This window comes from Ectobacillus sp. JY-23, from assembly GCF_023022965.1.
In the GTDB taxonomy this organism is placed as follows: domain Bacteria; phylum Bacillota; class Bacilli; order Bacillales; family Bacillaceae_G; genus Ectobacillus.
Map to the genome: position 1 here is coordinate 2037002 of NZ_CP095462.1, position 13749 is coordinate 2050750.

Annotated in this window: 15 protein-coding genes, 1 pseudogene and 1 other annotated feature; of the genes and pseudogenes, 3 read left to right on the forward strand and 13 right to left on the reverse strand. The window is 42.2% G+C overall.

Annotated features, from left to right (window positions below; translation table 11 throughout):
* Nucleotides 1-228 precede the first annotated feature (228 nt).
* The 8 genes from MUG87_RS10630 to MUG87_RS10665 form a co-directional block, all read right to left on the reverse strand.
* On the reverse strand, nucleotides 229-675 hold the full coding sequence (locus MUG87_RS10630; RefSeq protein ID WP_247081883.1) for a DUF3920 family protein: 447 nt from the start codon (nucleotides 673-675) through the stop codon (nucleotides 229-231).
* 100 nt (nucleotides 676-775) lie between these two features.
* The gene (locus tag MUG87_RS10635) at nucleotides 776-1003 is read right to left on the reverse strand and encodes a hypothetical protein (RefSeq protein WP_247081885.1); all 228 of its coding nucleotides are present in this window, start codon (nucleotides 1001-1003) and stop codon (nucleotides 776-778) included.
* Between the two features lie 98 nt (nucleotides 1004-1101).
* Nucleotides 1102-2637: a bifunctional GNAT family N-acetyltransferase/carbon-nitrogen hydrolase family protein gene (locus MUG87_RS10640; RefSeq protein WP_247081887.1), complete on the reverse strand. Its 1536-nt coding sequence runs from the start codon at nucleotides 2635-2637 to the stop codon at nucleotides 1102-1104.
* Between the two features lie 178 nt (nucleotides 2638-2815).
* On the reverse strand, nucleotides 2816-3328 hold the full coding sequence (locus MUG87_RS10645) for a DNA topology modulation protein (RefSeq protein ID WP_247081889.1): 513 nt from the start codon (nucleotides 3326-3328) through the stop codon (nucleotides 2816-2818).
* A gap of 52 nt (nucleotides 3329-3380) precedes the next feature.
* Nucleotides 3381-4052 (reverse strand): GTP pyrophosphokinase, encoded by a 672-nt coding sequence (locus MUG87_RS10650; RefSeq protein WP_247081891.1) that lies wholly within the window; start codon nucleotides 4050-4052, stop codon nucleotides 3381-3383.
* A gap of 126 nt (nucleotides 4053-4178) precedes the next feature.
* A complete protein-coding gene (locus MUG87_RS10655; protein WP_247081893.1) occupies nucleotides 4179-4664 on the reverse strand; it encodes a heme-degrading domain-containing protein in 486 nt (161 codons plus the stop codon).
* Entirely contained in the window at nucleotides 4657-5703 is a 1047-nt protein-coding gene (locus tag MUG87_RS10660) for an oxidoreductase (RefSeq protein ID WP_247081895.1), read from the reverse strand. Before MUG87_RS10660 ends, MUG87_RS10655 begins: the two co-directional genes overlap by 8 nt.
* Nucleotides 5690-6448, reverse strand: coding sequence for a DeoR/GlpR family DNA-binding transcription regulator (locus MUG87_RS10665; RefSeq protein ID WP_247081897.1), 759 nt, complete (start codon nucleotides 6446-6448; stop codon nucleotides 5690-5692). Before MUG87_RS10665 ends, MUG87_RS10660 begins: the two co-directional genes overlap by 14 nt.
* A 132-nt stretch (nucleotides 6449-6580) precedes the next feature.
* On the opposite strand from MUG87_RS10665, the pseudogene MUG87_RS10670 reads away from it, so the two are divergent.
* Nucleotides 6581-7109 (forward strand): annotated as a pseudogene (locus MUG87_RS10670) (GNAT family N-acetyltransferase).
* Between the two features lie 9 nt (nucleotides 7110-7118).
* On the opposite strand, the gene MUG87_RS10675 reads toward MUG87_RS10670, so the two are convergent.
* From MUG87_RS10675 to MUG87_RS10690, 4 genes are all read right to left on the reverse strand, one after another.
* Nucleotides 7119-7559 (reverse strand): YndM family protein, encoded by a 441-nt coding sequence (locus tag MUG87_RS10675; protein ID WP_247081898.1) that lies wholly within the window; start codon nucleotides 7557-7559, stop codon nucleotides 7119-7121.
* Nucleotides 7560-7785: 226 nt separating this feature from the next.
* Entirely contained in the window at nucleotides 7786-8211 is a 426-nt protein-coding gene (locus MUG87_RS10680; protein ID WP_247081900.1) for a MarR family winged helix-turn-helix transcriptional regulator, read from the reverse strand.
* 204 nt (nucleotides 8212-8415) lie between these two features.
* On the reverse strand, nucleotides 8416-9114 hold the full coding sequence (locus MUG87_RS10685) for an SDR family oxidoreductase (RefSeq protein WP_247081902.1): 699 nt from the start codon (nucleotides 9112-9114) through the stop codon (nucleotides 8416-8418).
* Between the two features lie 129 nt (nucleotides 9115-9243).
* On the reverse strand, nucleotides 9244-10221 hold the full coding sequence (locus MUG87_RS10690) for a zinc-binding dehydrogenase (protein ID WP_247081904.1): 978 nt from the start codon (nucleotides 10219-10221) through the stop codon (nucleotides 9244-9246).
* Nucleotides 10222-10353: 132 nt separating this feature from the next.
* Between MUG87_RS10690 and MUG87_RS10695 the strand changes: the two genes are divergently transcribed.
* Complete coding sequence (locus MUG87_RS10695) at nucleotides 10354-10725, forward strand: winged helix-turn-helix transcriptional regulator (RefSeq protein WP_247081906.1); 372 nt, start codon at nucleotides 10354-10356, stop codon at nucleotides 10723-10725.
* On the opposite strand, the gene metG is transcribed toward MUG87_RS10695, so the two are convergent.
* Nucleotides 10704-12305, reverse strand: a complete 1602-nt coding sequence (metG, locus tag MUG87_RS10700; protein ID WP_247081908.1) for a methionine--tRNA ligase — start codon at nucleotides 12303-12305, stop codon at nucleotides 10704-10706. The genes MUG87_RS10695 and metG overlap by 22 nt on opposite strands.
* Before the next feature lie 47 nt (nucleotides 12306-12352).
* Nucleotides 12353-12605 (reverse strand) — a binding site (T-box leader).
* Between the two features lie 76 nt (nucleotides 12606-12681).
* On the opposite strand from metG, the gene MUG87_RS10705 reads away from it, so the two are divergent.
* Entirely contained in the window at nucleotides 12682-13683 is a 1002-nt protein-coding gene (locus MUG87_RS10705; protein ID WP_247081910.1) for a DUF3231 family protein, read from the forward strand.
* Nucleotides 13684-13749: the final 66 nt, after the last annotated feature.

Consider the following 13749-nt stretch of genomic DNA (forward strand, 5'->3'; position numbering starts at 1 on the left):
TTCTTGTTCATATTCACCTGTTTTTTAATTAAAAATGACTGTTCAGTTTATTTAATTAAATCATCTTTCGGCGGCTACTTCAACCTTATTTATAGAATTTTCAGTCTGTTTTTTCATTAAACTTCGCATGGCGCTCTTTTGAACATATGCAAGAGCTGTTCGCCCCATCCTTTTGTTACTAGTACGTCACTCGTTCTTTTCTACATAAAAAAACATAAGCACCTAGGCTTATGCCTTCCTTCGCTTGTACGCTCTCATCTTTTCTCTCGCAAACTCTCGCGCGTCTTTTTCAATCCAACGCTCCTCATATGGCAAATGTCTTTCCGCATGAAATACATGACGAATTAAACTTTGCTGAAATTGCATATCATGCCGGATTTCATGTAGAATCGTTTCCAGCATGCGCTCATAGTCTTCCCACATAAAAATAAAAATGGTTTTGCTGCGCTGATGATAATAACCGTAAAGTGGAAACAAAAACTCCTCTTCCTCTTCCCCCATGTGAAGCAAAATCTGATTCGCCTCACAGGTATCACAAAAGAGAACCGCTACTTCAGTTTGACCTACCAATCCAAACACATCTTCTCTCACCTCATAAAGATTCCAAGGAAAATCCTCATCAAATACACACCAATTTCCTGCCTGCTGAAGCGCCTTCGGCAACGGAAACTCCATTTTATGTCCCCTTTCTCTCTCTTACTATAAGTACTACGCTATCACTTATTACAGTTATGTCTGTTTTTTTATAAAGATAAACGTTTTGAACTACCACCACTTACTCATTAGGCCTCGTCCTTCTCGTTCCTTGAAGACCACCTATTTTCGATAAAAAAAGCTGTACTCGTCCTGAGCGCAGCTTTACATCATCTGTTGTGTATCTGTATGTACTTCTTGTTTTAGTTCTGCCAAAAAACAACGCGCCCGCCAGTAGGATGGGATATCCCTTTTTTGCTCTTCTGCTTACATTCTCTTGCAGTTGCATGAACAATCCATTGTTATTCATGATTTTGCCACCTCTCCTATTTCTCTCTTTTATCTATTCTCCTCATGTAAAAAAATTCCTTTCAAAAAAAACAGTCCGGTTAATTGGACTGTTTTCTCTTATTGCTTATATTGAACGGAATACACATCACGCCTGCGGTCTTTCAATTGGCGAACCGTGCCGGACTGACGTTGCCTCCGTAAAATTTCGAGGTCTACGTCACCAATAACAACCATTTCAATATTTGGGTTACACTCGCCCACAATGCCGTCGCGCGCAAATTCAAAATCAGACGGTGCAAAAATGGCGGACTGTGCGTATTGAATATCCATATTTTCTGTTTGCGGTAAATTACCGACTGTTCCAGCGATAACTGTATAGATTTGATTTTCCACAGCACGTGCCTGCGCGCAATATCTCACGCGCAAATAACCTTGACGGTCTTCGGTACAAAATGGCGTAAAAATAATTTTAGCACCATTTTCAGTGGCAATGCGTGCCATCTCTGGAAACTCAATGTCATAGCAAATTTGAATCGCAATTTTGCCGCAATCTGTATCAAATACTTTAATATAATCACCCGCGCTAATTCCCCACCACTTTCGTTCATTCGGTGTGATATGCACTTTATATTGCTTTTCAATCGTACCGTCACGGCGGAATAGATAAGCAATGTTATACACACGCCCTTCTTCCTCTACGAAGTGAGAACCGCCGATAATGTTAACATTATATTTCACCGCCAAATCAGTGAATAAGTTGATATAATCCTCTGTAAATTCCGTGATGCGCTGCACCGCTCGGCTTGGTGAACGCTCCTGTAAAAACGACATGAGCTGCGTTGTGAACAACTCCGGAAACACAACAAAGTCAGAGCTCGCATCAGAAGCTACATCTGTGTAATATTCAACCTGCGTCGCAAACTCTTCAAAGGAATTAATTTGCTTCATTTTATATTGTACGGCACAAATACGTACCGGAAAGGAAGTTCTGTAAAAACGCTTTGTATTGGCATGATAATCGACGTTATTCCATTCCATTAATGTTGCATATTGATTAGAAGCCTTATCATCTGGCAAGTATCCTGGATTGATACGCATTAGCGTAAAGCCGTTTAACAGCTGAAATGATAACACAGGGTCATAAATTTTATGCAGCATCACTTGTTCTACGTACTCCCGCGGTGACATTTCATGCGCATATTTATGATAGTTCGGAATGCGTCCACCAATGATGATACTTTTTAAGTTTAAACGGCGTGCCAAGTCCTTACGCGCTTCATATAAACGATGGCCAATTTTCATACGACGGTATTCAGGGTGTACCATGACCTCAATGCCGTACATATTGTAGCCGTCCGGGTCATGATTTGTAATGTATCCGTTATCGGTAATGTCATCCCATGTATGACGGTCATCGTACTCATCGAAGTTCACAATCAAGCTAGAACACGAGCCAATGATTTTTCCTTCAAACTCTGCACAAAATTGTCCTTCCTGAAAGTGCTCCAAATGACTTCTGAGCTGCTTGCGCGTCCACGGCTCCATACCAGGAAAGCAAGAGGCCTGCAATTCGATGATGCTATCGATATCTTTAAATGTAAGATTGCGAATAATAATCTTTTTTTCATATTTCTTTAAGTCGAGTTGATCCATTGTAAAAACTCCTTTTTATCCGTTTCCATCTCTTTTACTTTTCACGATTTTACTGCTATGTATGTAGTGTAACGAATGAAAAGCGTTCGTGCGTTTTAGTTTCTGCAACGAATATTGAGTTTGAACAACGAGTGTCTCAAGGAAACAAAAAAGAGGTCAAATCTGTAACAGGTATATATCAAGATGATTTCATATGATGCAAAAATGCGGCTACTTCTTTTGGGGAACGAAGGATAATTGCAGTTTGATTGGGCTGCAACTGTGACAGTCGTTTTACAATGCCTGGTGCTTTTGTACGCGGATATTGCCACACTAGCTTCAAAAATGACCATTCGAGTTGTTCGCGGCAGCCTGCAGCACGGTCTGGTCTTGATTTCCCCTTATACTGAAAGCGTCGTTTTATCACTTGATACAAACAACGATGACGAGACATGTTGAGAAACACAATGGTGTCTGCCGCTGCAAGCCGCAGCTCTAACGTTGAATGATAATCGCCGTCTAAAACCCAACTTTCCGTTGCTATAATCTCCTTCTGTTTTTCAATCAGTTCGTCTCTTGAAATACTTTTCCAGCCTGGCATCCAAAATATAGTGTCCATGTGATATACATCCATGTGGAGGAATTCCCCTAGTTGCCTTGCCAGTGTGGATTTACCGGCACCTGGAGAACCGATGATGATGATTTTTTTCATAGCTGTTTCCTCCTGTTCATGAAGAAAGTGCCGGACATCTCCGGCACTTTTCCTATAATAGTTGAAGCAATGGCTGCACGTCGTCAACGCTCGTATCTTCCTCTTGTTTAAATTGCTCCATTTCATCTTTTAAACGCTTCATTTTTTCATCAAGATATTTTACCATCTCCGCCGCTTCCTTGAGCTGGTCAGTTAAGTGTTTCGGCACTGTTTTATCAAATTTGTAATAGATCTTATGTTCAAGACTTGCCCAGAAGTCCATCGCCACTGTGCGGATTTGAATTTCGACCTTCACTTTCTCCATGCGGTTAGATAAGAATACTGGCACCTCCACAATTAGATGCAGACTTTGGTAGCCGTTTCCCTTTGGTTTTTTAATATAGTCCTTTACGCGTAGCACACGTAAATCATCTTGGTTGCTGATAATCTCAAAGATTTTATAAATATCTGATACAAAGGAGCACATCACACGGATACCGGCAATATCATGAATATGCTCGCGGGCATTTTCAACAGTCACCTCAAGCCCCTTGCGCTCGAGCTTCTCCCTAATACTATCAGGACTTTTAATACGCGATTTAATATGTTCAATCGGGTTGTGCTGATGCACAAATTGAAATTCTTCATTGAGTATGGTTAACTTCGTATCAATTTCATCTAAAGCAAATTTATAGATAAATAAAAAGTTTGTCCATTCTGTAATTCGTTCTTGCATTGTTTGCATGTTGTTCACCTTTTCTTTTGTTTTGCGATGACAGAGATACTGTATCACATTCATATGAAATTGTCGTGAACTTTGTATGAAGAGTTCATTACAAATGTTAGGCAAAACGGCAAAAAACTCCTGTGACTACACAGAAGTTTTGATAAGAAGCATGCGAAGCGCATTCGTAATTAGCGTATGATCTTCCTCTTGTGATGCCCCAGAAACGGTAATTGTTCCAATAACACCAGTATTTTTTAAAATAATCGGAAATGAGCCGCCATGCACTGCGTACTCAGCCGGACTTGCAGCGTATGCGTCAAAATAGGAACGCTCCTTCAGTTCATTATAAACGCGCATATAATAGGAGCTATGATGATGACGCTTCACGACATTTGACTTACGGGCAATCCAGCTTTCCTGATCTGGACTTGTGCCATCCATCGCATGATAAAATAGCTTCTGCCCGTTTCGTGTAATATCTACCGCAATCCTTTGTCCATTTTGTTTGGCTGCTTGCACAATCAGCATACCGAGCTGAAACGCTGTTTCATTGTTAAATGTCTGGAATTGCAGCTCCGCTTCTTCCACCTGCAGCTGCCCCAGCTTTTCTTGTAATAATTGCTTATCCACGCGCCTCACCGTCCATATATACAAAACGCTTTTCTATACTGCTTGTTAAGGCTGCACGAATAACTTGAATCGTGCGCAGTCCATCTTCACCTGGTACAGGATTTTGTGCACCGCCGCGAATATGCTCGTATACTCCTTGATAATATGAACTATAAGAGCCTGGTACAGTTTCAATGATTTCTTCTGTCTCTTCTGTCAGCAGCTTTCCATACCATTCTGGACGATCTGCGCCCCACCCTTGTTCAAGCGGATTTTTCCCCGCTTTTAAAGCGTCCTCCTGTCCATCAAGACCATATTTAATATAGCTCGCCTTTGTACCGTGCACCAAAAATTTTGGACCTTGCCCAGGTACAATGGAGCCAACATGTAGGATGACGCGGCGTTTGCCGTACCCCATTACAATATGGAAATAATCATCCGTTTGCGCACCTTCTCTTTGTTCTGTCACGTCAGCGACTACGAACTGCGGCATGCCGAACAAATGCAGCGCTTGGTCAATTAAATGTGAGCCAAGGTCGTATAAAATCCCCGTTCCTCTGCCCTCACGCTCTCTCCAGCGGTCACGAACCTGCGGACGGAAGCGATCAAAATGCGCTTCATACGTCATGATATCACCCAGTTTATTCTGCGCAAGCAATTGCTTGATCGTCAGGAAATCATTATCCCAGCGTCTGTTTTGATACACGCTCAGCATCACACCGTGCACCTTGGCAAGCGCAATCAGCTCTTCTGCTTCTGCCGGCTCAACGACCATCGGCTTTTCAATAATCACATGCTTACCTGCCAGTATGCTTTGCTTAGCCATGTCATAGTGAAGGGTATTCGGTGTCGTAATCACAACCAATTCTACACTAGAGTCACGAAGCGCATCCTCCAGTTGTGGTACTACCGCTGCGTCCCGAAAATCTTGCTTTACTTTTTCTTCATTGCTGGATACTACTTTTATCACATCAAATTGTTTCATTGCCTGTAAAAACGGGGCGTGAAATGTGACACCTGAGAATCCGTATCCTACCAATGCGGTTTTAATGTTCTTCATACTCTCCATCTCCTTTTGCTATAAGTAATTGGATGCCTTGTAAATGCTGCAGCATTTCTTCTCCTGGCATTTTATCTGTAATGATGATATCAATTTCCTTTAGACTACATACATTGTGCAAAAATGCTTTTTCAAACTTTGTATACTCGGTCACGACGATAACCTGTTTTGACGCTTGTATCATACTTTTTTTTACGTGTGCTTCCTGTTCATCAGGAGATGTTAATCCTTTTGTTGTAATCGCACAGGCGCCAATAAACAGTTTATTCGCGCTGTATTTCCGCATTTCCTCCGCCGCACCAGGGCCTACGAAGTTGCGGTGATAGGTATGCAATTTGCCACCCGTCACATATAGCTCTACATCTTGGTATTCACTCAGCACATTCATTACATCAATAGAATTTGTAATTACCGACACTGGACGATTCCCCATAAAACGCGCAATTAACTCAATTGTTGTTGATGTATCAAAAATCAGCGTATCATGAGCCTGAATCAATGCGCAGGCTGTTTTTGCAATTGCTTCTTTTGCTGGCGTCGCTGGTCTGTCACGATAGCTGCTTGGTGAACGTAAAACCACCCCGCGCTTAACGCGTAGAATGTCCTTATCCTCCGATAGTTTTACTAAATCACGCCGTGCCGTATCACGTGACACACCAAATTGCTTCATCATTTCTTCTAAGCTCATTTCTCCCTGCAACTGCAGTACGCGCTTAATTTCTGCCAATCTGTCAGCTTGCAACATACACATTTGCTCCTCGCATATAGGATAGTTCTATTATACGGATTTCTTTCTAAAAAGCAAAAAACTTAAAATAATAATTTTTTTACTTAAAATACAAAATAGTGATTTTATCGTATAGTAGAAATAGGGGGGATACATATGCGTTTAGTAAAACCAACTCGTGATTTACAAGCTGCCTACCTTTCTTTTTACGAAGAATGGAAGGCAAGCGGCGAAACGATGGTGCCTTGGGTCATCAGCAAAGACCCGTCCGATTTTGAGGAGATGCTGCGCTTTTTAAGAGAGGGGGAACTAGCAGAATGCTTGCCGCCTGGCTGGGTGCCTGCCTCTACATATTGTGGTAGATGAAGAAAAAGTTGTCGGTGCAGTAAATATTCGTCATGCGCTGACAGAACATCTGTTAAACTGCGGAGGACATATCGGCTACGGCGTTCGTCCATCGGAACGCCGCAAGGGATATGCAAGTCGTATCCTAGCGTTAGCTCTTGAAAAGACAAAGGAGCTTGGCATTGATCGTGTGCTTGTATGTTGTGACGAAGACAATATCGGATCAGAACGAACCATTTTAAAAAATGGCGGCGTCTTCGAATCTATGTTCATAGAAGACGATGACAATGCCGTAAAGCGCTTTTGGATTCAAAACGAAAACCGCGGCCAATAGGCAACGGTTTTACTCTTCTTTTTTAGGATTATGTATCTCGTTTTCCTCTGCAAACTCATAAGCAAAACGACGGTTAAATGACATGCTTCTTTCTCGCTTTACGCGTTCAGAGATGCCACCTAGTAAATAGCGGTGGACAAACACTTCAGCCACCGTAATGATCACAGCAGAAATACCACTACCCCAGGCAACCTGCAGATAGCCTTCAAATAAATAGCTACCAAATATCCATACACTTAAATACACGAGCAAAAAGTCCGTCATCGATGCCACTGTATTGCCAAGACGCGGTAAAATTTCACGATCCACGAATACGTACGTTACAATCGTAACAAATACACTAAATGATAAAATGTCTACAATTGTAGCATCAAAAAATAAGTCCAAACCAATTGCGAACGCCACTGTAGAAATCCCAAACTTTATGAGTAACATCATAACATGTTTCATTGCACACATACCTCCCTTTAGTATGTAGTTTGTATCAGAATTCTGCACTCTATACCATACATCCATAAAAAAGACCATCGCTTACAAATCCGCGATGGTCTAGCTTCTATTGTTTTGACTCTGATAAAGTTTATTTTGATTTCCGTTACGGGAGTACGGCAGTCAGAGAGCGTAAAATGAACACAGCCCTTATTTAAAAATCGATATTGCGTGTACATACAAACTTTTATTTATGCTTCTCCAACTCTGTAGCAGCTAAAGACGTTTGATTTGTTAGCTGTTTTGCTGTTTCTTCTCCTAAAATGTCCGCATATCGGTTGTACAGATTCTTCCAGCACACCTTAATATCAGCCTGTATGTCTGCTCCCTTTTCTGTCAGATACACAAGCGTTAATTTGCCTTCATTTTTTCTCTCCACCAGCTTTTTCACTTCCAGCTTTTCAACAAATCTGGTTGTCGTAGACGGTGCGATATGCAATGTATTGCTTAGCTCTGTTTGTGTGATACCAGGTTTATCATGGACAGCCATTAATAAAAAAGCATATGTTGGCGAGAGACCAAGCTGTGTAAATTCTTCCTCGGCCATTTTATTCATCAATCTTGCCAGGTGATTCGCAGTAAAATATAAACACCCGCAAAAATATTGTTCCATTCAATCAACTCCCGCTATTTGCATTCATCCTACATATCGTATCACAAATAAAGCTCACTATGTTTGCTTTTCAACTGGAATTATCTACATGTTCTAAAACAATAGCAGAACTTCACAAGAGCCCTGCCGTTGTTACCTTAACTTAGAGCGCCGACTGAAGAACATAAGCCTTTGCGTTTTATGCTACTTCTGCAACATATATGTTTACCATGAAATTTCTTTGCGATCTCTAAAAAACTTACCCGATTGCTTGATATCCGCTGTCGCCAGCCATACTGCAGTGTCAGCACCTTCTATAACAGATCGCGGAGCGCTGCGTCCCCCCATATCCGTGCGAACCCAGCCTGGGCACATGGCATTTACATATATATCATCTTTTCTTAAGGCATCTCCCAACTGCATAGTTATCATATTTAAAGCTGCTTTCGAAAGCGCATAGGATGGATAAAACGCTCCTATATCCGAGAGTGCTCCCATTCCGCTCGACACATTGATAATACGCCCGCTTTCACTTTGCTTAAGCAAAGGCACCAGCACCTGAGCAAGCCGAAGAGGGCCGTAGACATTGGTTTCCACAGTTGTCCGCATGGTATCTAAGGCTATGTCTAAAATGCTATCATTGTTATCTATATAAATACCTGCATTGTTAATTAAAATATCAAGGATACCAAATTGCTGCTGTACGTAAGAGGCAACCTCTTGTATACGGACTTCGTTTGTTACGTCTAAAGCGAAAAAGTGAATATCCAAATCTTCTTGCTTCAATTGTTCACACGCAGCTCTTCCCTTTTCCTCATCTCGAGCCGTCATAACAACGGTGATACCAGAACGCCCAAGCTGCTTGACAATTTCAAAACCAATTCCTCTGTTTGCTCCTGTTACCATTGCAATTTTTCGCTTCATGCTCCTTCTCCTTAAATATTTGTTTGTACATACAATTATAAGTTTGTTCAGGATAGTCGTCAATGCTGTGCCTGCACAACAGCAGGTAGTAAAAACGAGGATAGCGTGACCTATCCTCGTTTTATGATTTTATTTAATTTTTGCTACAATCTTGCCTTTCACGTGACGTTCAGACAAACGAGCAAGGGCTGCTGGTACTTCTTCAAAAGAGATAACTTCTTCCAGCAAAGAAGAGATTTTACCTTCCGCCAGTAATGCAAGCATCTCATCTCCCATAACCGCTAAATCCTTTTGAGATTCGAAGTCTGCTTGATGTGCTGCCGCAAGGGCAATTTCGTGGTAAGACACCACTTTGGTAAATGGCTTGATGTGTGCAAAATCAGGTGTACCGGCGATATATACGATGTGTCCCATAAATGCCAGCATGTCTAGTGAATCTGTTGCACTTTGTCTGCTTACCGCATCGACAACCGCATCGACACCGCGGCCGTTTGTAATCTCCATAATTCTTTCTTTTACGTTTTCTTCCCGGTAATCAATGACATAATCCGCGCCCAGTGATTTGACGTATTCATGATTATGAGCAGACGCTGTGGAAATAACTGTTTTACCTGCCAATTTCGCCAGCTGTACGCCAAATCCGCCTACACCGCCGGCACCGCCGTGAATCAAAATTGTGTGAATACGATTAAGCGGCAGTTTGCGGAATAGTGCTTGATAAGCCGTATAGCCCGCAGTTGGAATAGCTGCGGCATCCTCAAACGAAACGCTGTCTGGAATACGAGACACCGTTTGTGCTGTTGTAATGGAATACTGTGCATAACCGCCCGGGCGAATCCAATCGCCATGATATACAACACGATCGCCTTTCTTCCATTCCGTCACACCTTCGCCGACTTCTGCGATTACACCTGCAACATCTAAGCCCAAAATATGTGGATATACCCAGTTTGGATTGCCGTTTGTGCCTGTTTTATAATCAACGGGATTTAAGCCTGCAGCATGCACCTCAACCAATACTTCCCCTTTTTGAGGCGTTGGCGCGCTCACCTCTTCAATTTTCATATCTTTCCATTGTCCTTTTTCGTGAAGTAACAATGCTTTCATCTATATCAGCTCCTTAATGTAAGCTTACATGTAGTTTGTCTTACATGGTATATAATATATACTAGAAGAAAAGGAAACAAGTAGGCACTATTTTGTAACTGGTTTCCATTTGGATACTAAAGGAGAACGAGCATGAAGCAATTAAACCAAGAATACCACTGTGCAATTAATATGGTTATCGACATTATCGGCGGTAAATGGAAGGTTCTCATTCTCTGGAATTTAAACGAGGGCACGAAGCGTTTTAATGAACTAAAACGCGCCATGCCCGGCATTACCCAAAAGATGCTGACCCAGCAGCTGCGCGAGCTGGAAGACCATGGCCTTGTCATGCGTACTGTATACGAAGAGGTACCTCCTCGTGTTGAATATACAACAACCGACCTTGGCAAAAAGATTCAACCAACTCTGTTTGAAATGTGCAAATGGGGCGATTTATATGCTGAAGAAAAAGGCATACAAATGAATCGCTGCTGGTCATCTTATGACTTTATGGAGGAGTGATGCAGCCTCTGCAGCTCTTCCTCTATTTGTTTGACATCAATACGTGCAAATAACGGTTGTACATGATGAATGTGAGCAGGCGGTTCAATAGCGCCCCAGCCTAATTCATCTAATCCAAGCATGCCTTGCACGGTCTGACTCGAGAACGGCAAAAACGGGTGCAACAGCTGCGCAAAATTGGCAATCAGATACATACAAGTCACAATTGTATTTGCACACCCTTCACTTCCAACGTGCTTCCAAGGCTCACGCTCGTCAAAATACTTATTGGCACCCCGAATATGAGAGAAGATTTCCTCCAAAGCCTGCTTAAAGGATGTTTCTTCAATTAAGCCTCCTACTAACGGATACAGCGCTTCTATCCTCATTTTGATAGCAGCATCGACTTGGCCTACCGGAAGCTCGCACCCATAGTTCTTTTCAGCAAACTTCAACGTTCGGTTTACAAAGTTACCGTAAGCACCAAGCAATTCACTATTATGACTATAGATAAATTCTCGCCACGAAAAATCGGTATCGCGGTTTTCTGGTGCATTCATCGTTAAAAAGTAGCGAAGAGAATCCGGGTGATATCTCTCTAATACATCTGGCACCCATACGGCCCAATTGCGGCTTGTAGAAATTTTCTTTTTCTCAAGCGTAAGATACTCATTAGACACGATATACTGCGGGAGCGCGGAGTTCCCCGTTCCCATTAAAATAGCGGGCCAAATAATCGTATGAAACGGGATATTGTCTTTGCCGTGCACGTAATAGGTTTTCGTATCGCTTTGCCAAAACTGTGGATTATGCCTACCAGCTGAATAATAACCTGATACCGCCTCAATCCACACATAGATTTTCTTTTCCTCATATCCAGCTACAGGAACGCTCACACCCACAGGCAAATCTCGGGACGCCGCTCTATCCTGCAATCCCTCTCGTAAATAGCGTTCCGTTAACTGTACTGCATTATCACGCCAATTTTGCTTATAGTCCTCCACATATTTTTCTAGCCGCTCCTGAAAAGCCTGCAATGCAAGATAAAAATGCTTTGTATCACGTACAGTTGGCTGTGTGCCGCATAGCTGGCACGTTTTATCTAATAAATCCATTGGATCCAGGATAGTAGAGCAAAAGTCACATTGATCACCACGTGCATGCTGGCCGCAATGCGGACAATTTCCTTCTACATAACGGTCGGGCAAAAACTGTGCACATGTTTCGCAGTACGTTTGCTGTATTTCTTTTTGATAGATATAACCATTTGCAAGCAGCTGTAAAAAAATATTGTGAACCGTTTCATGATGATGTGTTGCGTCTGTGCGTGTATAATGGTCAAACGTAAATCCCAGCTTTGTAAAGCAGGCATGAAACTCCTCATGATAGCGGTCAGCAATTTCTGTAGGACTTACTCCCTCCCGCTTTGCACGTATCACAATTGGTGTACCATTGCAGTCACTGCCTGAAACATACAATACGTTATCTCCTTTTAAACGATGGTAACGTGCTAACACGTCTCCTGGTAATAAACTAGCAATGTGACCAAGATGAAGCGATCCGTTTGCATACGGCCAAGCGCCGCCGATAAAAATATTCATGTCCCATTCCTCCTTTAAAGTAAAAAAGCCCCGTCCTTATCTAAATAGATAAGGACGGGGCTTTGTATCCCGTGGTACCACCTTAATTCACCGAAAAAATCGGCCTCAACATGTACGGAGCTATTGCTCGATACTGTGACCTTGATAACGAGGGGCAAATCTCGCCGACACCTACTAGTCTATACGTTCAGCACGGAGCTCGGAGGCCATTGTTCACGTGTGCATTCTTACTCCTTTTCAGCTACCGGAGCTCTCTGTAAAGAATAACATCATGCTACTTTTCCTCGTCATTGCTTTTGTTTGATTTTTCTAATTATACATAAGTACTACATATAAAGCAACCTACTGCACAACCTATTAAAAAGGAGGAGCAGCCATGTCTGAACGTATTTTATTGACTACACCCGAGATTACAGCACTCTGGACTACATATATTCAAAACAGCGCCACTACATGCTTTTATACGCATTTCTTGCAGCATATTCAAGACAACGAAATTCGACCGCTTATTGAAGAGATTTTGCAATTTGAAGAGAGTAATTTAGCCAAAATCAAAAGCATTTTTGAAGCGGAGCAGTTTCCAGTCCCGCGCGGCTTTAGCGACAAAGATGTTGATTTATCGGCACCTGCTTTATACACCGATCTCTTTTCACTTAGCTTTATTTATCGCGTTGGACAAATGTCATTGCCAAGCTACGCTACCTTTTTAACCAAGGTGGCGCGTAAGGATTTAGTTGACTTGTTTCATGAGTTTTTAACCACTTCAACCGTTATCTATGAAAAGTGCCTGCACCTGATGTTAGCAAAAGGTATCTATGACCGCCCACCAAAAATTATCTATCCGCTGGACGTGCAATTTATGACGCAAGGTCATTCTTTTCTCGATTCTTGGTTTGGTGAGCAGCAACCTATGAATGTCATTGAGCTAAGTGAATTGTTTTTTGCAATCGAACGTAATTACATCGGCGTTCTTCTCATGATGGGGCTTATTCAGGTTACACATGACAAAAACATCAAAGAGTATTTAATCAAAGGCAAAACATTAGCGGAAAAGCAAATTGAAGTATTCAACAAAATGCTAAAAGAGGATGAACAACTAGGGTGTATCCCCCTCAGCATGGAGGTCACAAATTCTACGACACCGCCGTTTTCTGATCACTTAATTATGTTCCTGGTTACCGCCACAACAGCAGCTGGTATCTCCTCGCTCGCAAGCGCACTTGGAACGTCTATGCGCAAGGATTTAGCCGCTCGTTATTTAAAAATTATTGCGGAAATTATCAGCTACAGTAGCGAAGGCTTTAACGTCATGGTTGAACGCGGCTGGCTCGAACAGCCACCGCAGCCTGTAAACAGACATGATTTATATAAATCGTAACGAGGCAGCATAGGGAGCTATGCTGTTTTTTGGGGAATTCAGTCACTTTAAAGATATTCCGGTCAC

Excerpts from the sequence above, each read along its gene's own strand:
- MUG87_RS10705 (WP_247081910.1), top strand. The coding sequence starts at position 12,682 with ATGTCTGAACGTATTTTATTGACTACACCCGAGATTACAGCACTCTGG.
- MUG87_RS10650 (WP_247081891.1), bottom strand. The coding sequence starts at position 4,052 with ATGCAAACAATGCAAGAACGAATTACAGAATGGACAAACTTTTTATTT.
- MUG87_RS10675 (WP_247081898.1), bottom strand. The coding sequence starts at position 7,559 with ATGAAACATGTTATGATGTTACTCATAAAGTTTGGGATTTCTACAGTG.
- MUG87_RS10640 (WP_247081887.1), bottom strand. The coding sequence starts at position 2,637 with ATGGATCAACTCGACTTAAAGAAATATGAAAAAAAGATTATTATTCGC.
- MUG87_RS10630 (WP_247081883.1), bottom strand. The coding sequence starts at position 675 with ATGGAGTTTCCGTTGCCGAAGGCGCTTCAGCAGGCAGGAAATTGGTGT.
- MUG87_RS10645 (WP_247081889.1), bottom strand. The coding sequence starts at position 3,328 with ATGAAAAAAATCATCATCATCGGTTCTCCAGGTGCCGGTAAATCCACA.
- MUG87_RS10685 (WP_247081902.1), bottom strand. The coding sequence starts at position 9,114 with ATGAAGCGAAAAATTGCAATGGTAACAGGAGCAAACAGAGGAATTGGT.
- MUG87_RS10665 (WP_247081897.1), bottom strand. The coding sequence starts at position 6,448 with ATGTTGCAAGCTGACAGATTGGCAGAAATTAAGCGCGTACTGCAGTTG.
- MUG87_RS10635 (WP_247081885.1), bottom strand. The coding sequence starts at position 1,003 with ATGAATAACAATGGATTGTTCATGCAACTGCAAGAGAATGTAAGCAGA.
- MUG87_RS10695 (WP_247081906.1), top strand. The coding sequence starts at position 10,354 with ATGAAGCAATTAAACCAAGAATACCACTGTGCAATTAATATGGTTATC.
- MUG87_RS10680 (WP_247081900.1), bottom strand. The coding sequence starts at position 8,211 with ATGGAACAATATTTTTGCGGGTGTTTATATTTTACTGCGAATCACCTG.
- MUG87_RS10690 (WP_247081904.1), bottom strand. The coding sequence starts at position 10,221 with ATGAAAGCATTGTTACTTCACGAAAAAGGACAATGGAAAGATATGAAA.
- MUG87_RS10660 (WP_247081895.1), bottom strand. The coding sequence starts at position 5,703 with ATGAAGAACATTAAAACCGCATTGGTAGGATACGGATTCTCAGGTGTC.
- metG (WP_247081908.1), bottom strand. The coding sequence starts at position 12,305 with ATGAATATTTTTATCGGCGGCGCTTGGCCGTATGCAAACGGATCGCTT.